The 23353-nt window shown below is 39.0% G+C and carries 22 protein-coding genes, 1 tRNA gene and 1 pseudogene; 17 read left to right on the forward strand and 7 right to left on the reverse strand.

Translation table 11 applies throughout. The annotated features are described in order from the left end of the window. Window positions 1–50: 50 nt before the first annotated feature. On the forward strand, window positions 51–1277 hold the full coding sequence (locus tag RCP16_RS01585; protein WP_308641503.1) for a MalY/PatB family protein: 1227 nt from the start codon (window positions 51–53) through the stop codon (window positions 1275–1277). Window positions 1278–1442: 165 nt separating this feature from the next. On the opposite strand, the gene RCP16_RS01590 is transcribed toward RCP16_RS01585, so the two are convergent. Then, a complete protein-coding gene (locus tag RCP16_RS01590) occupies window positions 1443–2801 on the reverse strand; it encodes a dipeptidase (RefSeq protein ID WP_069325554.1) in 1359 nt (452 codons plus the stop codon). Window positions 2802–3267: 466 nt separating this feature from the next. Here RCP16_RS01590 and RCP16_RS01595 point away from each other — a divergent pair. The 3 genes and pseudogenes from RCP16_RS01595 (at window position 3268) to RCP16_RS01605 (ending at window position 6706) form a co-directional block, all read left to right on the forward strand. Next, window positions 3268–4634, forward strand: a pseudogene (locus RCP16_RS01595) (Nramp family divalent metal transporter). Window positions 4635–5159: 525 nt separating this feature from the next. Continuing rightward, on the forward strand, window positions 5160–5591 hold the full coding sequence (locus RCP16_RS01600) for a hypothetical protein (protein WP_069325552.1): 432 nt from the start codon (window positions 5160–5162) through the stop codon (window positions 5589–5591). A 131-nt stretch (window positions 5592–5722) separates the two neighbouring features. After that, on the forward strand, window positions 5723–6706 hold the full coding sequence (locus RCP16_RS01605) for an MBL fold metallo-hydrolase (RefSeq protein ID WP_308641504.1): 984 nt from the start codon (window positions 5723–5725) through the stop codon (window positions 6704–6706). 148 nt (window positions 6707–6854) lie between these two features. On the opposite strand, the gene RCP16_RS01610 is transcribed toward RCP16_RS01605, so the two are convergent. Then, the gene (locus tag RCP16_RS01610) at window positions 6855–7283 is read right to left on the reverse strand and encodes a hypothetical protein (protein WP_137223605.1); all 429 of its coding nucleotides are present in this window, start codon (window positions 7281–7283) and stop codon (window positions 6855–6857) included. A 127-nt stretch (window positions 7284–7410) separates the two neighbouring features. Between RCP16_RS01610 and RCP16_RS01615 the strand changes: the two genes are divergently transcribed. After that, a complete protein-coding gene (locus RCP16_RS01615; RefSeq protein WP_308641505.1) occupies window positions 7411–8073 on the forward strand; it encodes a hypothetical protein in 663 nt (220 codons plus the stop codon). Between the two features lie 89 nt (window positions 8074–8162). On the opposite strand, the gene RCP16_RS01620 is transcribed toward RCP16_RS01615, so the two are convergent. Then, window positions 8163–8747, reverse strand: coding sequence for a phosphatidylglycerophosphatase A family protein (locus tag RCP16_RS01620; protein WP_137223601.1), 585 nt, complete (start codon window positions 8745–8747; stop codon window positions 8163–8165). 166 nt (window positions 8748–8913) lie between these two features. Between RCP16_RS01620 and rph the strand changes: the two genes are divergently transcribed. From rph to RCP16_RS01655, 7 genes are all read left to right on the forward strand, one after another. Continuing rightward, on the forward strand, window positions 8914–9672 hold the full coding sequence (gene rph, locus RCP16_RS01625; RefSeq protein ID WP_069325547.1) for a ribonuclease PH: 759 nt from the start codon (window positions 8914–8916) through the stop codon (window positions 9670–9672). Window positions 9673–9674: 2 nt separating this feature from the next. Beyond that, window positions 9675–10301 carry an XTP/dITP diphosphatase gene (locus tag RCP16_RS01630; protein WP_137223829.1) on the forward strand — a complete coding sequence of 209 codons (627 nt, stop codon included), beginning with the start codon at window positions 9675–9677 and terminating at the stop codon, window positions 10299–10301. Window positions 10302–10431: 130 nt separating this feature from the next. Then, window positions 10432–11283: an STM4015 family protein gene (locus RCP16_RS01635; RefSeq protein ID WP_069325545.1), complete on the forward strand. Its 852-nt coding sequence runs from the start codon at window positions 10432–10434 to the stop codon at window positions 11281–11283. Between the two features lie 10 nt (window positions 11284–11293). Then, on the forward strand, window positions 11294–12610 hold the full coding sequence (locus RCP16_RS01640; protein ID WP_308641506.1) for an STM4014 family protein: 1317 nt from the start codon (window positions 11294–11296) through the stop codon (window positions 12608–12610). Between the two features lie 13 nt (window positions 12611–12623). Further along, window positions 12624–13412, forward strand: coding sequence for an STM4013/SEN3800 family hydrolase (locus tag RCP16_RS01645; RefSeq protein WP_308641507.1), 789 nt, complete (start codon window positions 12624–12626; stop codon window positions 13410–13412). A gap of 138 nt (window positions 13413–13550) precedes the next feature. After that, entirely contained in the window at window positions 13551–14861 is a 1311-nt protein-coding gene (locus tag RCP16_RS01650) for an STM4012 family radical SAM protein (RefSeq protein ID WP_308642433.1), read from the forward strand. Window positions 14862–14863: 2 nt separating this feature from the next. Next, the gene (locus tag RCP16_RS01655) at window positions 14864–15748 is read left to right on the forward strand and encodes an STM4011 family radical SAM protein (RefSeq protein WP_308642434.1); all 885 of its coding nucleotides are present in this window, start codon (window positions 14864–14866) and stop codon (window positions 15746–15748) included. A 69-nt stretch (window positions 15749–15817) separates the two neighbouring features. On the opposite strand, the gene RCP16_RS01660 is transcribed toward RCP16_RS01655, so the two are convergent. After that, window positions 15818–17695 carry a FapA family protein gene (locus tag RCP16_RS01660; protein ID WP_308641508.1) on the reverse strand — a complete coding sequence of 626 codons (1878 nt, stop codon included), beginning with the start codon at window positions 17693–17695 and terminating at the stop codon, window positions 15818–15820. Window positions 17696–17990: 295 nt separating this feature from the next. On the opposite strand from RCP16_RS01660, the gene RCP16_RS01665 reads away from it, so the two are divergent. Next, window positions 17991–18064 (forward strand) — tRNA-Arg (locus RCP16_RS01665). Between the two features lie 104 nt (window positions 18065–18168). Here RCP16_RS01665 and RCP16_RS01670 read toward each other — a convergent pair. After that, window positions 18169–18516 carry an aegerolysin family protein gene (locus RCP16_RS01670; RefSeq protein ID WP_069325540.1) on the reverse strand — a complete coding sequence of 116 codons (348 nt, stop codon included), beginning with the start codon at window positions 18514–18516 and terminating at the stop codon, window positions 18169–18171. A 274-nt stretch (window positions 18517–18790) separates the two neighbouring features. Here RCP16_RS01670 and psiE point away from each other — a divergent pair, with 274 nt between their 5' ends. Next, on the forward strand, window positions 18791–19210 hold the full coding sequence (psiE, locus tag RCP16_RS01675) for a phosphate-starvation-inducible protein PsiE (protein ID WP_137223589.1): 420 nt from the start codon (window positions 18791–18793) through the stop codon (window positions 19208–19210). Between the two features lie 39 nt (window positions 19211–19249). Beyond that, the gene (locus RCP16_RS01680; protein ID WP_308641509.1) at window positions 19250–19690 is read left to right on the forward strand and encodes a hypothetical protein; all 441 of its coding nucleotides are present in this window, start codon (window positions 19250–19252) and stop codon (window positions 19688–19690) included. Window positions 19691–19779: 89 nt separating this feature from the next. Here RCP16_RS01680 and RCP16_RS01685 read toward each other — a convergent pair whose 3' ends face one another. Further along, window positions 19780–20289, reverse strand: coding sequence for a MepB family protein (locus tag RCP16_RS01685; protein WP_308641510.1), 510 nt, complete (start codon window positions 20287–20289; stop codon window positions 19780–19782). A gap of 87 nt (window positions 20290–20376) precedes the next feature. Here RCP16_RS01685 and RCP16_RS01690 point away from each other — a divergent pair, with 87 nt between their 5' ends. Continuing rightward, on the forward strand, window positions 20377–20922 hold the full coding sequence (locus RCP16_RS01690) for a GNAT family N-acetyltransferase (RefSeq protein WP_069325537.1): 546 nt from the start codon (window positions 20377–20379) through the stop codon (window positions 20920–20922). Window position 20923: 1 nt separating this feature from the next. On the opposite strand, the gene RCP16_RS01695 is transcribed toward RCP16_RS01690, so the two are convergent. Beyond that, a complete protein-coding gene (locus RCP16_RS01695; RefSeq protein ID WP_308641511.1) occupies window positions 20924–21811 on the reverse strand; it encodes an AraC family transcriptional regulator in 888 nt (295 codons plus the stop codon). A gap of 195 nt (window positions 21812–22006) precedes the next feature. Here RCP16_RS01695 and RCP16_RS01700 point away from each other — a divergent pair, with 195 nt between their 5' ends. Next, entirely contained in the window at window positions 22007–23299 is a 1293-nt protein-coding gene (locus RCP16_RS01700; protein ID WP_308641512.1) for a Gfo/Idh/MocA family protein, read from the forward strand. The last annotated feature ends 54 nt before the right edge of the window (window positions 23300–23353 follow it).

Here is a 23353-nt window from a genome sequence, read left to right on the forward strand (position 1 = left end):
AGACAATGAATAGATAGAATATTTGGATAGATGGATATGGAGGGACTTGTATGGATTATACTTCAACATTTGATCATACACCTGAGCGCATAGGGACTGGTTCAGAGAAATGGGATGCACTGCATAAGCATTTTGGCAAAGAAGATATTATTCCTTTGTGGATAGCAGATATGGATTTTGCGGCACCTTTGCCTGTACAGGAGGCTATACGTCAACGGATTGAACATGGCGTACTTGGATACACATTTCGTACCGATGAGTATCATCAATCTATTGTAAATTGGATGGAGCGTAAGCATCAATGGACGATAGAAAACGACTGGATTGTTTTCACACCTGGTGTTGTATCTGCCTTGAACTTTGCGGTGCAAACCTATACGGAGCCTGGAGATAAAGTGATTATTCAGACACCGGTGTATCCTCCCTTCTATAATGTAGTCAAAGGGCATGGACGAGAATTGGTCGAAAATCCCCTTATGCAAGATCAGTATGGAGATTATCGTATGGATCTTGAACAGTTAGAGACTGTGCTGGACGAACAGGTGAAAATGTTGATTTTGTGTAATCCACATAATCCGATAGGGCGAGTGTGGACGCGTACAGAGTTAGAACAGTTAGAACATTTATGTGCGAAGTGGAATATTATTGTCGTGTCCGATGAAATTCATGGCGATCTTGTTTATGCACCTCATGCTCATATTCCGTATGCCAGTCTGTCTGAATCTGCGATGAACCGTAGTATTATTTGTACAGCACCAAGCAAAACATTTAATATCGCCGGTATGAATACATCTAATATTATTATCCCGAATGAACAATTACGGAATGCATTTGCGTTAAAAATCAATCAATTCGGTGTGGGACAAATTAATACATTTGGTGCTGTAGCCACCCAAGCCGCTTATACGTATTGCGAAGAGTGGTTAGAGCAGTGCAAAGTCTATACTTATCGAAATATGGAATATGTACAGCAATATATCGCTACGCATATACCGGAATTATCGGTACGTCTACCAGAAGCTACGTATTTGCTATGGATCGATTGTAGTAAGCTGCGAATGGAACAATTGGATTTAGTTTCTTTCCTACTGGATCATGCCAAAATTGCGCTGAATGATGGCAATGCATTTGGGATAACAGGTCAAGGATATATGCGTATGAATATCGCTTGTTCACGTTCTTTATTAGAAAAAGCGATGGAGCGATTGCATCATGCTATAAAGACATGGCGAGCTACCCAAGCAGTAACGACCACTTCACACATGAATAATGAATAGATAGATGAATAGGTATGCTTGAAAAAGAAACTTCATCATAATTAAAAACAGACTGTTTTCTATCATACCGACATACAGGTATCTAGAAAGCAGTCTGTTTTGTTTGAGAAATAATCATCTAATTATAGAAAGAAAGACAATTCAGTATTAAATGTAGCTATCCATTTAGATTTGGTTTAGATATTCTACAATGGTAAGCAAGCCTTTATCAAAGTTCTCCAAGTTGAAATGCTCATTCGGTGCATGAAGGTTCTCATCAGGCAGACCGAAGCCCATCAATACTACTGTAGGAGCAATCAGACGAGAGAAAGCTTCAACGATTGGAATGGAACCGCCATCTTTGGTAAATAAGGCACGTGTTCCATAGACCGTTTTGAATGCATCAGCTGCTTTTTGCAACAATTCGCTAGAAGGATCGATATTGAATGCACGTGCTTTTTCACCCGGTTTGATATCAATCGTTGCACCTGTTGGTACATTGGCTTCCAAGTGCTTGATAATTTGATCCAATACATAAGCTGGATCTTGATTAGCCACTAGACGACAAGTGATTTTGGCACTTGCTTCTTTAGGAATAACGGTTTTGCTACCTTCGCCTTGGAAACCACCATACAATCCATTAATTTCAAGTGTCGGACGAGCACCAACACGCTCTACAAACGAATAGCCTTCTTCTCCATGAAGAGATTCAAGAGCTAAAGATTGTTGTAATTTCTTCTCATCAAAAGCTTGTTTGATAAATTCATTACGCATCTCATCAGACAAAGGCAATACGCCTTCATAGAATCCATCCACCAGCACACGACCTTGTTTGTCATGCAAAGAGTTCAACAGTTCTACAATCGAATGAAGAGCATTTGGAACACCACCACCGAAGCTACCAGAGTGTAGATCTGTATTGGCAGTATGAATTGTAAATTCAAGTGAACATAGTCCACGTAATCCAGTGCAGATCGCTGGTTTACCTTTTTCGATCAAAGACGTATCTGAGATTAATACCGCATCCGCAGATAACATTTCTTTATTGCTTTCCAAAAAGCCAGGTAGATTTGCGCTTGAAATTTCTTCTTCGCCTTCGATACAGAATTTGACGTTAACCGGAAGGGTTCCTTCTTGCTTCAGAATGGCTTCAACTGCTTTGATATGCAAAAAGATTTGACCTTTATCATCGGTTGCACCACGAGCAAATAATTTGTCGCCACGAATCGTAGGTTCAAATGGAGGTGTCTCCCATAAGTGTAATGGATCAACAGGTTGTACATCATAATGACCATAGACCAATACCGTTGGTTTGCCAGGGGCATGAAGGTAATCAGCAGTAACAATCGGATGACCTGCTGTTGGATGAATCTCTACATGTTCTAAACCTGCTTTTTTCAATGTTGCAGCTAACCATTCAGCCGCACGTTGCATATCAGGCTTATGCTCTGAAATAGCAGAAATACTTGGAATCGATAACCATTCATTTAACTCATTTAAATGGTGTTCACGGTTTTCTTGAAAATATGTAGCATAATTCGTCATTATATAATCCTCCTTGGGAAATAGAGATCATTGCTTAAATCTGATAGATCATTTCTATCATCAAAAAGCGTATGTTTCTATTTTACTACGTTTTGCTCCAATTGCGAAAATTTTAACCACAAATCAAATCGATTGATGTTCAAACCCTCTTTTAAAATCGTAGATACCGTATAGAGGGCATGAGAATATAAAAATAATTTTTGTAGCAACATCATAACGATAAGATTAATGGGTAATGTGTAATAGATCATATACATATTTTATAATATGAACATGGCAAAGCGATGCCTTTTATATTGTCATTAGCCATAAAAATTAGCTGTTGACAAATATGTTTCCCTAGTGCAAAATATGGTCAATGTATTATGTTGCTATTGATATAAAGATAGATAGGCTGTTGCGCTTATATTCTAAATCAAATCAGTCAAATATATAGAAGGATAGAGAGAAAGGAGAGAGATGAAGAATGGATTCCAACACAGAATTAAATGCAAAGATAGATGTCAAAAAATCAAACTGGTTACATTCCAGTTCAAGTATCAGTATGGAAGAAGTCAATAATACCGTTAAGATTCCTGAAAATGCTGGATTCTGGCGCAAATTCTTCGCTTTTTCCGGTCCGGGAGCATTGGTTGCTGTTGGATATATGGACCCGGGGAACTGGGCAACTTCAATAGCAGGAGGAGCACGCTTTGGTTACGCCCTATTATCAGTAGTACTGATTTCTAATCTCATTGCTATGTTATTACAAAGTCTGTCTGCCAAATTAGGAATAGTAACAGGTCGAGATTTGGCACAGGCTACCCGTGATACGACTAACAAAAGAACAGCTGTGTTTCTCTGGATACTGACAGAGCTTGCGATTATTGCTACCGATCTAGCTGAAGTTATCGGTTCCGCAATAGCACTGAATTTATTATTTGGTATTCCACTATTATGGGGTATTGTCATCACTACATTTGACGTTTTACTTCTATTACTATTGCAGAAAAAGGATTTCGGATTATCGAATCCATTATTATCGTATTGATGGCAACGATTTTCTGTATCTTTGTGTTTGAAGTGATTATTTCTAAGCCGGAAATTCATGCACTATTAGGTGGATATGTACCGAAGTTCGAGATTGTTACGAATCCAGCGATGTTATTTGTCGCTTTGGGGATTTTGGGTGCAACAGTGATGCCACATAATCTATATCTACATTCATCGATTGTACAGACACGTCAATACAAGCGAACCGAAAAAGGTCGTAAAGAAGCTGTGAAATTTGCGAATATCGATTCGATTCTTTCATTATCGGTCGCTTTTCTAATCAACTCGGCGATTCTTATCTTGGGAGCTTCTGCTTTTTTTGGAACAGGATTGAATGTAAGTGGGATCGAAGATGCGTATGCCTTACTTAGTCCAACACTAGGAGTAGGAATTGCCAGTACATTATTTGCAGTAGCTTTACTGGCTTCAGGGCAGAATTCTACGATTACAGGTACACTTGCAGGGCAGATAGTAATGGAAGGATTTATCAACTTACGTATCTCGCCAGTGTTACGCCGAATCATTACTCGTTTATTAGCCGTTATTCCTGCTTTTATTGTGACATGGATTGCAGGTGCTAAAGGAACAGGAGAATTGCTATTATGGAGTCAGGTAGTACTGAGTCTCCAATTACCATTTGCAATTATTCCATTGGTACGCTTTACAAGCGACCGGGCGAAGATGGGTTCATTTGTAAATCCAGCATGGGTCAAAATTTTGGCATGGATCGCTACAGTCATTATTGTTGCTTTAAATATCTTTTTAATACTTTATATTTTTGCAACAGGTGGCGGTTTTTAAGTAACACATTCATTAAACCTATGAGCTGCATAGTCTATCCAAAAAGCTTTTATCCTTTTTATAGGGGTAAAAGCTTTTTTTATTATATTTTCTTTACATTTTTAATATAAAAAAAGTGGTAAAATTTGAATGTTTTTTGATAAAATACTAATCGTTTTCTTTGTTTTTTACGTATATATAAGTAGAACACCTTTGAAACAGAATAAGGCTTGGTCAATAACTAAATATTCCTTTTCAGATTTGTTTGATACACTGTGGTTACAATATATACAACAGTACTTATCAGCCTCATTATAAAAGTTACTGATGAGTAATAATACCTACTTACTCCTATTGATTTATGGTTCTATAGACATGCTATTCCTATTCCTATACCTATATATAGGAATATAAAAATGTCGAAAAAGAACGAATGAGAGGAAAGTGCTATAAATATTATGCAAAATTTACCGATAAACTATATAACAGGCACAAAGTCGCATGAAAGACTCCAATATTACCTAAAATCTAAGGGGGATTCAACCTATGAATTATACTAAATTATCCAACGTAAAAATTATGGAAAAAGCTAAAGCAACTTCTGGTGGATGGTTCCGATTTGTAGAAAATAGCGAAATTAAAAACAATGCTAATGAAATGGAACAATGGGCAGCAATTTACCACGTAGCTAATGACAAATATATCGTAACTAATGATTTTCTAAATGTGGGATTAAACGATCACGCTAACCAAGTGAATGTTGTAGGTTATGGTGATAATTTAGATAGCATTATGTTCGTAATCTGGGAACACCAAAAAGAATCAGGCAAATCATTTACTATTCTTGATGAAATTCGTCAAATCAAAAATGATGAGATCGAAAAAGCAAGCCAAAAATTGTGGGATTGGAACGAAAAAGCAGCAGACAGCACGTACTTCAAGCATGAAATGTTCAACCCATGGGAAGAAAGTTATTGAGCAATGAATGACCGATTCAAAAATAAGCTCTTCTGAACACCTCAGGCTATAGAGGTGCAATCAGGAGAGTTTTTTGTGTTTGGATCGTTTATAATAGAAATATAGACGGATTGACGGAGGATACATACATTATGGAATTACCAGAAATCACAATGTTTGAACACGGGATTATTCAGGTGAAAATAGCTATGTCTTATCCACTGCGCTGGGTAAACAGTTATATTATCGTTGGCGATCGTACATGGAGTGTTATAGATCCAGGACCTCGTAGCGAAGAAAATGAAGCCGCATGGCAAAAAGTATGGGGAACACTAGAATTAGACGTTGCCCAATTGGAATCTATTATTTTAACTCATCATCATCCAGATCATTATGGTCTGGCTGGCTGGTTACAAGCACAAAGTGATGCACCTGTATATATGTCAGCACGTTCACTCGCAGAAGCACGATTATCATGGGGAGAAGGCAATACAGCAGCACATGATCTTATTGATTTTTACACTGTTAATGGCATGCCGAACGAAATTACAGAACAGCTGCCAGAACATTTACAAAGTTTTGTTGCGCAGGTATTGCCACAACCTCAAGTATCCATAATTGCGCCAGAACAACCTTTTAAGATATCCGGTCATTGGTGGATACCGATTCAGACTTCCGGCCATGCGGCAGGGCATCTTTCTTTTTATCAAGCGGATTGGAAATTAATGATCTGTGGTGATGCTGTATTACCTCAGATTTCGCCTAATATTAGTTTGATTCCAAATAGTGACCCTGAACCACTACAATCTTATCTAGATGGATTGCGTATACTGGGTGAATATGAAGTAGAGTGGGCATATCCAGGACATCGTCGTCCTTTTACAGGATTTAGAGAGCGAACGGTCAAATTACTGGATCATCATGAACAGCGATTGGATGCTATGACAGAACGTATTCGTATACAACCTTTAAATGGATACGATGTATGTATGTCTATATTTAATAGTAAGCTCACTTTACATCAATTACGATTTGCGATGTCAGAGACACTGGCACATCTAGAAGAATTAATTCGCCGTGAGCGTGCTCATAAATATCAGCAAGATGGAATTTGGATCTATACAGCTCATGAATAGAGTTAGATTATCAACTCTCATCCATAACTAAAAAAGCATGATATAGGCTGATTACAGTCTCTATCATGCTTTTTATTATGGAATGTATATCTTATTCAAAATATTTGTATTTAGATAACTTTATATTTAGCTAACGGGTAGTAGACTATTATTCAGTGAGATCGCCGGTTAGTTTAGCAATTGCACGCCGGGCAATCTGTAATGTTTCTTCAGAGTGTGCTTTATTTTGAGCAGATTGAACTTGTTCTAACTGTCTTTCCGATTGATGAATCGTGTGTTGCAGACTGCGAAGAAGCACATCACGTTCATTTTCATCGAATAATGCTTTGAGCTTATCGGTTACATTCGGCTCATGTGGCATCTGATTGTACTCGGAAGCTGACATCTTGCGAATATCAAGATAACTATTTTTGTATTCGATAACTGTTTCTGTACTACGAGCATTACGCTCTGTTTCCACAACCACCATTTTGTTAGCATAATCAGGATAGACATTCACAATTTTTTGCCTGATATGCAACAGCCCACATATTTTACGAAAAGGAATTTTGTGTACTCGACTCACTTCTTGTGACATCAGATCAACCTCCGCAACCTATCATTATTAGTTTTAACTAAGATTAAGTCCATTTTCATCCAAAATTAAGCTAATTCTTTTACAATAAGTCTAGTCAACACCCCGAAACGTGAAAGGGGCATCTAACATGTTCAGCACAAATGGAACGATATTGGATATCACAGTCGAAGGATTGCGATTCCTTGCTTATTTATTACTGCTTATTGGTGCAGTCATCGGAATATTTAGTAATATGTCTATGATACAAGAAAAGTACCGTTCTGTCTGGTATCGTTGCCGTAATACGATGGTCTATATGGGACTTGGTGTAGGTATTATTCAAGGACTCACCAGTATGGTGAACATAATGATTCATCAAGGATGGTCTGCTGCTATTATTCCATTTACTACTGCATCAGGGCGTTTGGCAAATGGCTGTGCGCTGATTGCTTTCTATATCACTCTGGCTTATGTGATTCCGGCTATTCTACTCTGGCAACGCCGTAATCATCATCCTTCACACCGTTTTATTTCGGTATTATTGTATCCCGTATTAGAATTGTTGTTATTATCTGGATTATTGACTCGCAATGATTCAGGTGTTATATCGATTCATTTATTTTATGTATTTACAGGGTTATGTTTAATCTGGCTATTCGTATTGCAATTTATGTCAGGAGAAAGCAAAAGACGACGTGAACGCAAACACTGGTGGGTTAGCCCTGATATCAAAGTCGGTCATCACTCCTCATCTAATGTACAACCAGAATCCAAACCAGATTCTTCATTATTTCATTCCAAAGGATTCTAAAATGTATTCCAATAGGTATAACAATTATCCTAAGCAAAAACTCTGATCCCCTTTTAACATACCAGGGAGTCAGAGTTTTTTTGTTGGATTTACATTGGTTGCTTCGGTTCATCATCTTCAGGCAGTTCAGTATCGGTCGTATCAACAGCGGGATCTTGTTCTTTATATTTACCATGCGCAATCCGGCTACTTGCCGCTGCTGCAATCGCACCTACAATATCATCAAAAAACGTATGGATTGGTCCGATACTTTTATCATTTAATCGTGCGAGAACGCCCGGTTTTAATTTATCCACATAACCGTAATTGGTGAAGCCGATACTTCCGTATACATTTACAATCGCAAATGCCAAAATTTCATCGACACCATACAGACCTTCATCATTTTCGATCATTTCTTGTAAAGGTGAGATAAGCTTTCCTTCTTCTGCAAGAATATCCAGTTGAATACCCGTTAAGACAGCATTCTGTACTTCGCGTTTGAGCAGTACTTTTTCTACGCTTTCTACACACTCTTCAATCGTAAGTGAAGGATAATAACTTTTTTGTAGAAACATCACAATATCAGCTATTTCCAAAATCGTTACCCCACGTTTAAGCAACCATTCTCTCGTGGCTTGTTCTACATTTAGACTACTTAGATTATAAGGAACTTTGCTTGGTTTGGATTCCATGAGTAGACACCTCTTTCATAGATAACGTTATGTAGTATTAACCTTATTTTTTGTGAAAATCTCACGGTTCCTCATCAACGTTAGAATCAATCGTCAGATAAGGATGCTTTTACAAGTTAGGTTTGTTAGAATAAGAAGGTGAATATGACGCAGGAGGCAACCATTTATGAGAACAGACGGACGACAAGCCAACGAATTACGCCCGTTAACGATAACACCGAACGTGAACAAATATGCAGAGGGTTCTGTATATATTGAAGTAGGCGATACCAAAGTATTATGTACGGCATCTGTGGAAGAACGTGTACCGCACTTTATGAAAGGTCAGGGTAAAGGTTGGGTAACCGCAGAATACTCTATGTTACCCCGTGCTACACACACCCGTAACCAACGTGAAGCCGCTAAAGGTAAATTAGGCGGACGTACGATGGAGATTCAACGTCTGATTGGACGTGCTCTTCGTTCTGTGATTGATCTACAAGCTCTTGGAGAACGTACAATCACAGTCGATTGTGATGTGATTCAAGCGGATGGAGGTACACGTACCACTTCAATCACAGGTTCTTTTGTCGCTTTAGCGATTGCCATGAACAAATTATCAGCTCAAAATAAATTTACTAAATTCCCTATTACAGATTATTTAGCTTCTGTAAGTGTAGGTGTTGTAGGAGATCGTGCGTTACTGGATCTGAACTATGAAGAAGATTCCAAAGCCAAAGTCGATATGAATGTTGTGATGACCGGTGGAGGACAATTTGTAGAAGTTCAAGGTACAGGTGAAGAACGTCCATTTTCACGTGACGAATTGGATCAATTGCTTGCACTGGGTAGTGAAGGTATTGAGAAAATGATTGCTATGCAAAAAGAAATTCTAGGACCGATCGCTTTGAAAATTAATTCGGGTCAAGCAGGTACACAAGTATGAATATGATGAGTAGCTCTATTGTCGTTGTTGCTACTCAGAATAAAGGGAAAGTTAGAGAGTTTACACATGCTCTAGCTTCTTTGGGTAAAGAAGTACGCAGTATGTTTGATTATCCTGATCTGCCTGAAGTGGTCGAAGATGGAGCAACATTTGCAGAGAATGCACTGAAAAAAGCCAAAACAGTTGGTGATGCTCTAGGTATTCCTGTACTTGCTGATGATTCAGGTCTATGTGTGGATCGCTTGGATGGAGCACCGGGTGTCTATTCGGCTCGTTATGCAGGCGAATCGGCTACAGATGCAGATAATAATGCCAAGTTGCTAGATGCACTAGAGCGATTGCAGATGGGTGAAGATACCGATCAGACCTTGCTGAGTACAGCACGTTTTGTATGTTGTCTGGTATTGTACGATCCAGCGACAGGGTTAGCTATAACCACAGAAGGTTCGGTGGATGGTTGGATTACTTCTCAACCTTCTGGAAATGCAGGCTTTGGTTATGATCCATTATTTTATTTGCCAACACATAACAAAACGATGGCAGATATAACGATCGAAGAAAAGCAAGCGATTAGCCATCGTGGTGAAGCTTTGCGTAAATTAGTCGATCAATTGAATCTGAATACTTAAATCAAAAATAGCTTAACCTGTATGAGACGGGTTAAGCTATTTTTATATTAAATGTATATATATCCTACTTTGATTGTAGTATTATCTGTGTTATAAAATAAAAGAAATCTAGTTCGAGGAGGGTTTATGTATGGAAGTGAAATTCTCAGTTGATTATGATCAGAATGAAAAAGGGGTACGCTTAAAAGATTTGATCACAGGACTGGTGAGTGATCCAGAGCCTTGTCGGGGAATTACCAGTCTGATTATTGGGGATTGGGGTGCAGCTTATGAAGATACAATGGATGATGCTATTCCAGCTCTGATTGAAGCGAGTCCCCTATTACCGAACTTAAAAAGTCTATATATTGGCGATATGTCATCAGAAGAATGTGAAGTGTCTTGGATCAATCAGACCAATCTTGGTCCTTTACTTGCTGCTTATCCACAGATTGAATCGTTTACGATTCAAGGAAGTACAGGCTTATCGTTAGAACCTTTACATCATGATAAATTACATACATTAACTATTATTTGCGGAGGCTTGCCCAAATCAGTTTTGAATGAGATTTATAATGCGCATTTGCCTGAATTAACAACACTTACTTTATATTTAGGCGTAGAAGATTATGGATTTGATGGTTCGATCGAAGATATTTTGCCATTTTTGAATCAGAATCCTTTTCCTAAATTAAAATATTTAGGTCTAACCGATAGTGAAATTCAAGATGAGATCGCTATCGCAGCCGCAAATGCGCCTGTACTTGAGCAACTCGATACGCTCGACTTATCGAATGGAACACTATCTGATAAAGGGGCAGAAGCCCTTATTAATAGTGATGCGGTCAAAAAGCTTAAACATTTGAATTTAAATTATCATTATATGTCGGATACGATGATTAAGCGTTGGAAAGATACAGGCTTATCTGTGGATACAGGTGACCAACAAGAAGTAGACGAAGATGGCGAGTACGAATGGCGTTATCCTGCACTGACGGAGTAATGAATGATATATGAATAGATCTCCATCATCTTCCTATCAACAATGGCTAGCTTCTGTGTCTGCTTGTATTTTATTTGGTAATCCGGATAATAAGCGGACAGCTGGCTGGCAACAAGCAAGAGCGCATCATCATCTCTCTTCTGCATTGGTTGTTCCTTATATTCGTATACTGCATACGATTCGTGCTGGAGAATCTCTGGATGATCTATTGCAAGCGGTATTTCAGAGACAGTCTCATCAGTCTCATCCTATTGAGGTAGCATCATCTATTTCACATCAAGTGCCGTTATTATTGCGTCTGGATGCACCGGGTGATCATTTTGCAGTGGAACGTGAATTGATTGCTTTAGGTGCATCAGATGCAGAAGGGGATATAGATGATCGTTTAGTCCCTTTAGATGCATATACGGTAGGGCATTTGATTTCAGCAACAGAAGCTCGCCGTTTACAGCCTCAACATGGACGTATCTGGTATCCTGCTCAGTGGTTTCGCGGGTATTGTCGGTTATTATCTTGGCTTCAGCGTGAAGTTTCTATACTGTTACCGCAAGCTCAGTGGATGAATGATCCTGCTGATATTGCGGTAATGTTCGATAAAAGGCGTTGTCATCAATGGTTACATGCAGCAGGTGTAGCAGTTCCGCCACTTGTGCCTGATCTGTTAGGGCAACAGAGTAATTATGAACAGTTGCGACAATCGATGGAGCAACATCGAATTCATCGCGTGTTTATCAAGTTATTCTGTGGATCGGCGGCTTCAGGCGTTATTGCTTATCAATATAATCCGCGCACAGGTGCAGAGATTGCAACGACCACTATAGGGATTGATCATAGTGGCCATGAACCTTTTTATTATAATTCAGGTACATTACGTCGTTATACAGATTCAGCTACAATTGTGCAGATCATCGATTGGTTAGGGCGAGAAGGTATGCATGTGGAACGATGGATTAGCAAAGACAGCTGGCAAAACAAAGCTTATGATATTCGTCAGTTGGTCTGCCGCTATGAATCAGGTCATGCTGTGATGCGGTTAAGTCACACGCCAATCACGAATTTACATTTGCGTAATGAGCGCTTATTGGTCGATCAATCTCATCTATCTGCTGAGCAAGTATTGCAGATTCAACAGATTGCTTCAGCAGGTTTGCATTGTTTTCCAAATTCATTCTGCGCAGGTATAGATGTGTTGGTTCCTAGTAGTGGTGGACATCCGTATATTATTGATATGAATCCATTTGGAGATTTACTTTATTATGTAGAGCATCAAGGGTTAGGCACTTATGCGTGGGAATTACAGCAATGGTTGGAGCATGAGTGTATATGAAAGGATTAGCGTTATGATGAATATGAATGAAATTGTAGGTACACACGATATTTTGATGATTACACTGGATACACTGCGCTATGATGTGGCAAAGCTAGAAGAAGACAATTGCCCTCATCTATGTGCAAGTGATGGATGGGAAAAGCGTCATAGTCCAGGCAGTTTTACGTATGCGGCTCATCATGCTTTTTTCGGCGGATTTTTACCTACACCTGCGAATACGGATAAAGATTCGCATATTCGACTTTTTCACGGGAAGCATAGTGGATTTCGTACTCATCCGTATACATGGTTGTTTGATGCTCCTGACATCGTATCGGGATTAGCGCAAGAAGGATATCGAACGATCTGTATCGGTGGCGTAATCTTTTTTACCAAAAAAAATAAGTTAGCCAAAGTGTTGCCTGCTTATTTTCAAGAAAGTTATTGGCGAATGACATTTGGAGTGACGAATCCACGATCTACAGAACATCAAGTGAATCATGCGTTACAATTGTTAGACGGAGCTGATCTAGAGCAACGTTTATTTTTATTTCTCAATGTATCTGCTATTCATGGACCGAATCATTATTTTATTCCTAATCATATTCGCAAAGATTCAATCGAGACTCAGCGAGCGGCACTCCGTTATGTTGATGGAGAATTAGGACGTTTGTTTGCTGCTTTTCGCAAACGGAAGCGACCGACCTTATGTCTGGTCTTTTCCGATCATGGAACAGCGTATGGAGAAGATGGGTACGAAGGGCATCGTTTAGCTCACGAAGTGGTCTGGAACGTGCCTTATCGTGAATTTATATTATAAAAAGGTGAATTTAGTACAATTCATCTGTTATTGATCAAAAAGGAGTGTAGCCTTATGAATTCGGAATCATTGCAGTTACCGCTCCATGCTCTTCCACCAGCAGAATGGACACCAGCGTTGCAGGAATGGGAACAACAGATGAAGAGTGCTCCTTATCGTTCATATCTTTACTCTTATCCACATAAGACTGCCTATCGTGAACTTGATCCACCGTATGATTTGCAATCATTATGGGAGCAAGAACAATTGGAAAGTTATTTTCTATATATGCATATTCCATTTTGTGGTGCTCGTTGTGGATTTTGCAATTTATTTACGTTGCCTGATAAGCGGGTAGATGTACATGAACAGTATGTGGATGCGCTAGAACGTCAAGCCAAGCAATGGGCACCTTTAGTAGCGAGACGACCTTTTTCACGATTTGCGATCGGTGGAGGAACGCCTACATTACTACAGCCTGATCAATTGAATCGATTATTTGATATTGCTGAAAATATTATGGGGCTTGATCCTAGACATGCTTCCATTTCTGTAGAGACTTCGCCAGATACCGTAACACCTGAACGCTTAGAGATTCTAAAGCGTCGTGGAACGGATCGAGTAAGTATGGGAATTCAGAGCTTTGTCGAATCTGAAAGTAAAGCGATTTACCGTCCACAAAAGCCGGAGTTAGTACGTGAAGCATTACGTATGTTAGTCGATTATGATTTTCCGTTACTCAATGTGGATCTGATCTATGGATTACCGGAGCAGACGATAGAGACATGGTTATATTCGGTAGAACAAGCATTATCATATGATCCCGGTGAGATCTTTATTTATCCATTATATATTCGTGAAAATACGATATTAAAGCCGGGACATACAGGGCTGGAAGAAGATATCCGCTTGGAGTTATATCATGCTGCTCGTACTCGCTTAGAAGCTGCTGGATACACCCAGTACTCGATGCGACGTTTTGCCAAGCCATTATCGTCCTCTAAGTCATTATTGCCGTATAGCTGTCAGGAAGAAGGGATGGCAGGGCTTGGATGCGGAGCACGTTCGTATACGCAAAATGTACACTATGCTTCTCATTATGGAGTGAGTGCCGCTACAACACGCAGTATTATCGAAGATTATGTCACCGCAGATCGTCATGATCAGGCGAATTATGGATTTGTGCTTAATCTAGAAGAACGTGAGCGTCGCTTTATTCTCAAAGCTATTTTACACCGTGAAGGATTGACGATCACCGATTATGTATCACGTTTTGGTGCTTCGCCGCTTGAGCATTTTCCAGAATTGCAGAACTTGATCTGGACAGGGATGGCAGAACTGATCGACAATGAGGATCAACCACAGGTATTACAATTGACGACCGAAGGGCTAGCTTACTCCGATGGGATAGGAGATTGGTTTATTTCTGAAGATGTGTATGCTTTGATGGAAGGATATGTAGGCTCATGAGTATGCAGACGACTATTTATTATCGTGGTAAATTATCTTCCTGTAACTATAGTTGTCCTTATTGTCCATTTAGCAAAACTGTCGATAGCAAAGAAACACTGATGCAAGATCGCCAGCAATTAGCACAATTTATGGAGTGGGTACGTCAACAAGAGTATGCAGGTCATCAACTGTCTATCTTTTTCAATCCGTATGGAGAAGCGCTGGTACATGCTTGGTATCGTGAAGCGATGATTGAGTTATCTCATATGTCTCATATTACTAAAGTGGCTATCCAGACGAATCTATCGGTCAAATTAGATTGGACGGCTCAATTGAATCCAGTCAAAGCATCGTTCTGGGCAACATACCATCCGGGACAAGTACGTGAAGACCGATTTATTGCACAAGGGATGACTTTGTATAACCAAGGGATTGTGTTTAGTGCAGGTACAGTCGGTCTACGTGAAGCTTTTCCAGCGATTCATCAATTACGAGCCAAGTTACCTGAAGATGTATATGTGTGGGTGAATGCATTTAAAGATCGTCCACGGTATTATAGCGAAGCAGAGATTGAAGAATTAAGCGAAATCGATCCTTATTTTAGAGATAATTTGCAAGATTATGATAGTCTTGGACAAGCTTGTCGTGCAGGCGAGCATGTTTTTTATGTGCAGGGTTCAGGAATTGTGAAGCGTTGTTATCAGGATAAGCGAGTGATTGGACATTTGTATCGACATTCATTAGAGCAGTTGTCTCAAGAACGTCCGTGTCAGATGAAAACATGCGGTTGTTATATTGGATATATTCATATGAAAGATCAACCGTTTGCCTCGCTTTATGGAGAACGTCTTTTAGAACGCGTGCCTCAATCGTATCGTAATCTAGCCAAGCCTGTACACATCTAAAAAAACCGGAATGGAGATGATCCATTACCGGTTTTTATTTTGAAATTTTATTGTATTGGTAGATTGTATTTAAGGTGAAGTCAACGTAGATTGTTGGGGAATCTTTTGTTGAGCTAACATATATTCCATTGTGAACAACTGTTTTTCGACTTTTTCCCAAATATTCAACTTATAGCTATCGATCATAATACAGCCGTTATGCATCTGGTTCACATAGATATGAGTGAGTGCTTTGAGAATGCAATGTGCATTGCTACCGCTACCTACATTTTGAGCTACTATCCGATCCATCGCTTCTAGCTGAGAACCACGACATACTGAATGTTCATCTAGAAAAGCAATACTTCCAGCAGAATACAGCTCACTTTGAATCACGCCTGCTTTGGTAACAACAATATCACCATTGGATTTGATAATAGCTCCCTGACACTGAGCCATTTCAATACTCACTTGTGTTTCTTGCATACTGGCGACATTCGAATGTAATTGTTCTAGTAGTAATCGCATACGTGCTAATGTCTGTTCACAAAAGACATCGGCTACTTGAGCAGATTGAATAATTTGCTGAAGCAAGAGCAATAACTGTTCGTTTTGTTCAGTCTGTACTTGCTGAATACTAGCAAATACTTGTAACAGTTCACGAGCCAGTTCAGGAATGATTTTGAATTTACTTTCGAGCAATAACATAATGACTTGCCCGTAACGCACCGTTTGCTTGCGAGCACGAATTTCGTTATTCAGTAATTGAGCTGCAATTTCTAAGCGCTCCATTTCTTGCTTGAGCTGTTTGGAGACCATATACATTCGATTGAACATCACACCGAAGTAACCTGAGTACAATTGACCGCTGATCACATTGCCTTTCACCAGAATACTACCTGTCGCTGTAATTGTAGAGTTGTATACATTTCCATGAACATAGACATTACCTAGCGATTCAATAATCATATGATCTGTCACATGACCATGAATAATCACATCTCCTGAAAACACGATATTACCTGTGCTTAGATCGACATCGCCTTCTACGATAAAAGCATTAGAAATATCGAATTGATGCACTTTTTTACCTGTTAAACGGGGTCTACCGGGAGCAAGCGCAATAATCTCACCTTTATCGTTCATTTCGGTGGAGTCTTTGGCAACAACAATGATATCTTGAGCAGGTGTAGGCGGAAGCATATCTCCATACACATCATAGCCAGGAATTCCATCAACCAGCGCATGTTTTACCGCGATCACGTCTCCTTCATGTACAGAAGGGATGCGGCGATGGCTACGATAATCGATCACACCACCAATTTCATGGAAGATCGTCTCTACTTGTTCAGGGAAAAATAACTCTAGCCTTGCATCTATGCCCGGGGTGGATGCTTTGCCACGCGCAACGACTATCGGTTGATGCGTAGGGTGTTCCAATTCTGCCATGATCGCTGCGGTATCCAAATGTTTGCGAATTCCTAGCTTTTCGAGCGTGTTAATAATATGGTTAAATTTCACTACATCAATCACAAGTTCTTTATTGGGAGCGGCTTTAATAAAAGCACGATCAGATGCAGGTACATCTTGTAGTTCCCATGTATATTTTTCACGCGAATACAGAATCAATACAGCTTCCATCCGGTCGCGGGAGACTTTGATTTCAAATAATGGCGGGTATTTTATATCCCAAGTAATAATATCGTCTTCAGTGACTTCAGTCGCACCATTTAAAGGAATACCATTAATCAATAAGGTTAACGGAGAGACTGCACAGATCGTAGCCGGTTTTTTACCTTCATCTGGTGAAGTCACCATAATCTGATGATTCTCTACCTGAATCCATCCATTACCGTTCGATGAATAAGATGATTGACCAGACTTACGATCGTCAGCATCAGAAGATGAATCTAAGTTCATCCGATGAATAAGTAAGCCCAGTTCCTTTTCGGAGATGGGTGTAGCCATATGAATACCTCCATTTCAGTTCAATTGTAGGCAAATGCTATAGGAAAAGGAAACCGACAAGGGTATTATTGAAAAAGATGTGGGAGCGTTTGCAAGTAACAAAGGTATGTATGCGTGGGAGATTCGATATAGGTATATTAATCCACTTTTTTCCAATTGAAACTTATAATTGAATATAAAGTACCACATATAGCACACAAAAAACAGGTAATTATAAGTATATAATAATTTTTTTTGAAATTAAATACATAATAGAGTATAATCAATAATGTTGTGTTGTATACATATCTGATTTGTCTCAGTAGCTCAGCTGGATAGAGCAACGCCCTTCTAAGGCGTCGGTCGGGGGTTCGAATCCCTCCTGGGACGTAAAAAAAGAAGTCTTCTCATTGTTCAAATGGGGAGACTTCTTTCTATGTTTAATAACAAAAATAAAAAAGATAAGTGAGCGTACACTTCAAAAATCTTTTTATTTACGTGTTACTAATTAGATAAGTCACATTACATACATTTCCACTACCACCAATCACCTGTATATTGTAAGCAGGTGAACTACTTTGTGCCGAAAATCCATCCGAACCTACATACGGATCATCAAAATATAGAGTGATCTCTCCTTGAGGTAGCTTGTAATATAGCGTACCTTCTACACCCGTAGCGAATCCATCTGAATCTGCTTCAAAAGTAGCTGGTTTTGCATTGTTAGGGACATTAGTTGGGGAGACAACCCATTCACCATGAGCCAAATTTGTTTTACTTTCCAAAACCAATTCACTATCCGTTACATTAATCACAGAAATGTGTACTTCGCGTTGAGCCATAAACAAATCACTCCTCTTAGTATAAGATGGGCTTGCAGAATCTATAATAAGTTAATTGTATGAATTAATCAATAAATAAATTTTTAGGAATAAATGGTATAAAAAGTAAAATGTAAATATGAATGTAAACCGTTGTATCGTTTCATTGCGGCATCTCAATTCCGCCTGTATAATCTAGAGATACAGCATGAATATTCAACATCTTTGTCTTTATTTATAATCCAATCGTCAACAAGTAATAAGCTGAAATGAGCAAGCTATAAGGAGGATGACCTTGAAACCGTGGATGAATTATGTTTATAAAGTGCCTGCTATTTTACAAGGGATATTAAATGTAACCCTTGTATTGGTAGGTTTCACATTGACCTTTTTTCTATTGAAAGAAACATGGTATATTTTTAGCTTTATGTTTATTGATTCAGATGTAGGTAAAACCGATTATGAATTTACAGAACAGCTTTTGGTCTTCTTTTTGTATTTTGAATTTATTGCATTAATTATTCAGTATTTCAAAAGTGGATTCCATTTCCCGTTACGTTATTTTATCTATATTGGTATTACAGCGATTATTAGGTTAATTATTATTGATTACACCAATGCATCGAATACATTATTATGGTCGATTTCTATTGCTGTATTGCTAGGTGCACTGGTACTCGCCAATATGAAAGTTATGCGAAGAGACGAACATTAACGAACCATCAATCTGACCACTAATCTTGGAGGAATCATCATGAGTGTACAAGTTAAAGTGTCACAACGTACTGCATTGATTCTAGAACGCTTACGTCGTGATGGAATAACGCAAGACCAACTGATCGATGCTTTGGAGCGTCAAGACGTAGCTCCATTGGAACAGATCACTTCTTCACAGACTGATTTTCAAGAATGGTTCACCTATGCGGCAGAGCATGGAGAACCTTTAGTGCAAGCGGTCAAAGAGGGATACCGAATTACATTTAATACGGTTCAGGGGCTTAAAATGTGGTTGGATTACCGATTTTTGCTTGAGGAAGATGATGATTATACTGAAGGCGAAGGTCGCTTAGATGATATCAAGCTTAGTCCTGATCAGATCGAACAATTAAAAAATGCGCTGGCTGTAAACTGGGTTGTGCTGGAGCAGGGTGAAGGCACCATTTCGCTAGTTTTAAGAGGTTTGTTACCTGCTTAATAACTGTATCAAATAAAAAAGGCTTCTATCCTCACACTTCGATGATATCCATCGTTGGAGATAGAAGTCTTTTTTTTAGGCATTCCATTTCAAGTGGTGTATAGATTCAATAACTGGGGTATAGCTAAGCAATCCGAATCATTGAGCTCCACAAAATAGTCTAATTGCCATTTCTGTGTGTCGATCGCTTGTTTGCTAGTAGGCTTTTCCCATTTAGGATACACTCTAATAGCCATTTTTCCTTTTGTCGTAGCTGTGTTAAGAATATTTTGTTTGAGAAGTACTTCTTTGGGGAATACAAATTGCCCCCAATGATTATCGCTAGTAAACGTATTGATCACCAATAGATCTGTAGCCTTTGCATATGAAAAAGGTTGGTTTTTATCATGCTCATCTTTTTCCCAAAAAGCAACAAATTGTCCGATCTTAGTAGGTGTTATTTTTGCGACTCTAAATCGAATAGATTTAGAATTTAACTGAAAAATTCCTGCACCATAATCTGCATTTTGTGCTTCTTCTTGGACAGCTTTGATTATGAATTGATTAGGTGTATAGATCATTTGATTGACATAGGCTAGCGCATGATAAAAGTCATTCACTGCTTTAGGCTCCTTTAATTGAATGTAGCATTGCATTGCGATATGGTATACATAGGTTCTAATCAAAAAAATAATAGGAGAACAATCATGCACAATATTGAAACAGAGCGATTACGATTGAGAAATTTTATTGAAGCAGATGCCGAAGGTCTATTAGAATATCTAGGACATCCGAGAGTGAATTGTTTTCTGGATGACAAGATCAGTACATTACAAGAAGCACATTTGAAAATTGAAAAAAGAAGTAAAGATGATTCCTATATAGCAGTCTGCTTGAAAGAAAGCAATGAACTGATAGGAGAATTATTTGCGTTAAAAGAAGAACCGGATACCTATTGTATAGGTTGGAATTTTAATGCTCGATGTGAAGGCAAAGGCTATGCCAGTGAAAGTGTAAAAGCGCTTCTAGCATATCTATTTACACAAATGGATGCAAGAAGACTATACGCATATGTTGAAGATGATAATCACAGATCACAAAAACTATGTGAACGATTCCATATGCGCCAAGAAGGTTGTTTTGTTGAATTTGTATCGATGACCACTTATGAAGATGGCACTCCTAAATACGAAAATACATTTCAATATGCATTGCTCAAAAAAGAATGGCTACAACATCAAGCGATACACTAATTTATTTGGATATCTGTATACCCAGATGCTTGGCTGAGTCCCGATATTCACGAGGGCTTACCTGAGATAGATGCTTAAACATTTTACCGAAATGCGAAAAGTTACCGAAGCCTACGATATTTGCGATATCAATAATTTTAAGCTCAGATTCTCGTAATAATCGCTGTGCTTCTTGAATACGTATGGTGTTCAAATATTCGGTGATACTGAATCCTGTTGTTTTTTTGAAAATTCGACTGAGGTATGACGGGCTTAAATGAAATTGTTCTGCGAGCAAAGGCAACGAAATTTCCTGTTGATAATGAGACTTAATGTAGCGAGCCACTTCAGACATATGCTGATGAGCCTCAGTTCCGATTGTGGCAGGGAGCTGAGCTTGCTCACGATGGAGACGAGCACAGGTAATTAATAATTCAGTCACAATACACTGCATACATAATTCATAGCCCGGCGCTTGTACGGTTAACTCACGCAATAGTTTTTGTATAAGAGGATTCAGATGAGATTGCTCTCGTGCAGATAAATGAAAAACAGGTTGCTTGGACTGAAATAAAGACAATATCCAGGCACTGTGTGCGGCAAAATGGTGTTCAGCAAAATGATCATTAAAGTACATCACAATACGTTCATGCTCAGGCAGTTCAGCAGGAAGTGTACGATGTAATTCATTTTTGGCGATAAAAACAATATCTCCTTGTTGCACACGATAGATCTGATCTCGTATAAAATAATGCCGTTCCCCTGATAGCAAAATATACACTTCATAATGAGGATGAAAATGCTCATGGGTCATCGCAAAATAATCGCTCCGTCCTGCATATTCTACCGTGAGTGAATGGGGAGTCTGAGTATCGGTCAAGCTTGATCGTGTCTTATCTGCATGATTCATATTCCACGTCCTCCTGATGGATAAGCTTATATGTACAATATGTATATTTATGTCTGTAAGCGTTCTCTTAAAATAAGTATATCACAACAAAATAAGCGGTATATATGAAATAAAACAAGATTTGCGGAGAAATATCATGCTTTATTTGCTACTCTTTGGATAACAAATTATACAGTGATGAGAGGGGAAAACAGCATGACTTTAAAAAAATATGTATTGGTAGGTACAGGTGGACGGGCTGAATTTTTCTATAGCGCTATAGCAAATACATACCGAGAGACTTCAGAATTAGTAGGACTATGTGATATCAATAGCACTCGCGCACGTCATGCTAATCAATTATTACAAGATAAATATAATTACCATGCTGTAGATCTATATACCGCAGATCAATTCGAGCAAATGATTCATGACAAACAGCCAGATGTTGTGATTGTCACCAGTGTCGATCGTACCCATCATCGTTATATTATCAAAGCACTGGAATTAGGATGCGATGTGATCACAGAAAAACCGATGACAGTAGACGAACATAAATGTCAGGAAATTATCGATGCAGTAGAGCGTACCGGTCAGAAAGTACGTGTGACATTTAATTATCGTTATGCTCCTCATCATACCAAAGCACGAGAATTGATTGCAGATGGCACGATTGGCGATGTGACTTCTGTTCATTTTGAATGGTTGCTGAATACCGAACACGGAGCAGACTATTTCCGTCGCTGGCATCGAGACAAGCGCAATAGCGGTGGATTATTAGTACACAAATCAACTCATCATTTCGATCTGGTGAACTTCTGGATTGGTTCACAACCGGATACGGTATTTGCTATGGGCGACTTATTATTTTATGGACGTGAAAATGCAGAAGAACGAGGAGAAACTCATTTTTATGCACGTTCTACAGGCAGCGAAGTCGCTAAAAATGATCCGTTTGCGTTACCACTGGATACCAATCCGAATCTAAAAGCGATGTATCTGGATGCTGAACATGAAGATGGCTATATTCGAGATCAGAGTGTGTTTGGAGATGGAATTAATATAGAGGACACGATGAGCGTTGTGGTTCGGTACAAAAATAAAGCGATGCTCACGTACTCTCTAAATGCGTATATGCCGTGGGAAGGATACCGTATTGCTTTTAATGGAACCAAAGGACGTATCGAAATGGAAGTTGTCGAGAAATCTTATGTAAATGCAGGCGGAGAAAAAGCAGACGAAGGTGCTCTCAAGCGCAAAACGATCAAAGTATTCCCTATGTTCGCGGAAGCCTACGAAGTAGAAGTGGAAGAAAAAGAAGGCGGTCATGGCGGCGGTGATCCTGTTCTTCTGAACGATTTATTCGGCGATCCTGTTGAAGATCCCTTCCACCGCGCAGCCGATCATGTCGATGGAGCACGTTCTATTTTAACGGGCATAGCGGCTAATCAATCGATCCGTACCGGCTTACCTGTCAAAATCGATGGCTTGGTTCATTTTAATCAATAGAAGCTATTCATGATATGCACCTGCCTTTCTTGATGATAAAAGAAAGGCTTTTTC

The sequence above is a fragment of the Paenibacillus nuruki genome, from assembly GCF_963311185.1.
In the GTDB taxonomy this organism is placed as follows: domain Bacteria; phylum Bacillota; class Bacilli; order Paenibacillales; family Paenibacillaceae; genus Saccharibacillus; species Saccharibacillus nuruki.

Excerpts from the sequence above, each read along its gene's own strand:
- RCP16_RS01615 (WP_308641505.1), top strand. The coding sequence starts at position 7,411 with ATGTTCAGCACAAATGGAACGATATTGGATATCACAGTCGAAGGATTG.
- RCP16_RS01655 (WP_308642434.1), top strand. The coding sequence starts at position 14,864 with ATGCAGACGACTATTTATTATCGTGGTAAATTATCTTCCTGTAACTAT.
- RCP16_RS01585 (WP_308641503.1), top strand. The coding sequence starts at position 51 with ATGGATTATACTTCAACATTTGATCATACACCTGAGCGCATAGGGACT.
- RCP16_RS01700 (WP_308641512.1), top strand. The coding sequence starts at position 22,007 with ATGACTTTAAAAAAATATGTATTGGTAGGTACAGGTGGACGGGCTGAA.
- RCP16_RS01640 (WP_308641506.1), top strand. The coding sequence starts at position 11,294 with ATGAATAGATCTCCATCATCTTCCTATCAACAATGGCTAGCTTCTGTG.
- RCP16_RS01660 (WP_308641508.1), bottom strand. The coding sequence starts at position 17,695 with ATGGCTACACCCATCTCCGAAAAGGAACTGGGCTTACTTATTCATCGG.
- RCP16_RS01620 (WP_137223601.1), bottom strand. The coding sequence starts at position 8,747 with ATGGAATCCAAACCAAGCAAAGTTCCTTATAATCTAAGTAGTCTAAAT.
- RCP16_RS01635 (WP_069325545.1), top strand. The coding sequence starts at position 10,432 with ATGGAAGTGAAATTCTCAGTTGATTATGATCAGAATGAAAAAGGGGTA.
- RCP16_RS01680 (WP_308641509.1), top strand. The coding sequence starts at position 19,250 with ATGAGTGTACAAGTTAAAGTGTCACAACGTACTGCATTGATTCTAGAA.
- RCP16_RS01650 (WP_308642433.1), top strand. The coding sequence starts at position 13,551 with ATGAAGAGTGCTCCTTATCGTTCATATCTTTACTCTTATCCACATAAG.
- RCP16_RS01630 (WP_137223829.1), top strand. The coding sequence starts at position 9,675 with ATGATGAGTAGCTCTATTGTCGTTGTTGCTACTCAGAATAAAGGGAAA.
- RCP16_RS01605 (WP_308641504.1), top strand. The coding sequence starts at position 5,723 with ATGGAATTACCAGAAATCACAATGTTTGAACACGGGATTATTCAGGTG.
- RCP16_RS01690 (WP_069325537.1), top strand. The coding sequence starts at position 20,377 with ATGCACAATATTGAAACAGAGCGATTACGATTGAGAAATTTTATTGAA.
- RCP16_RS01695 (WP_308641511.1), bottom strand. The coding sequence starts at position 21,811 with ATGAATCATGCAGATAAGACACGATCAAGCTTGACCGATACTCAGACT.
- RCP16_RS01670 (WP_069325540.1), bottom strand. The coding sequence starts at position 18,516 with ATGGCTCAACGCGAAGTACACATTTCTGTGATTAATGTAACGGATAGT.
- RCP16_RS01610 (WP_137223605.1), bottom strand. The coding sequence starts at position 7,283 with ATGTCACAAGAAGTGAGTCGAGTACACAAAATTCCTTTTCGTAAAATA.
- RCP16_RS01645 (WP_308641507.1), top strand. The coding sequence starts at position 12,624 with ATGATGAATATGAATGAAATTGTAGGTACACACGATATTTTGATGATT.
- rph (WP_069325547.1), top strand. The coding sequence starts at position 8,914 with ATGAGAACAGACGGACGACAAGCCAACGAATTACGCCCGTTAACGATA.
- RCP16_RS01590 (WP_069325554.1), bottom strand. The coding sequence starts at position 2,801 with ATGACGAATTATGCTACATATTTTCAAGAAAACCGTGAACACCATTTA.
- RCP16_RS01600 (WP_069325552.1), top strand. The coding sequence starts at position 5,160 with ATGAATTATACTAAATTATCCAACGTAAAAATTATGGAAAAAGCTAAA.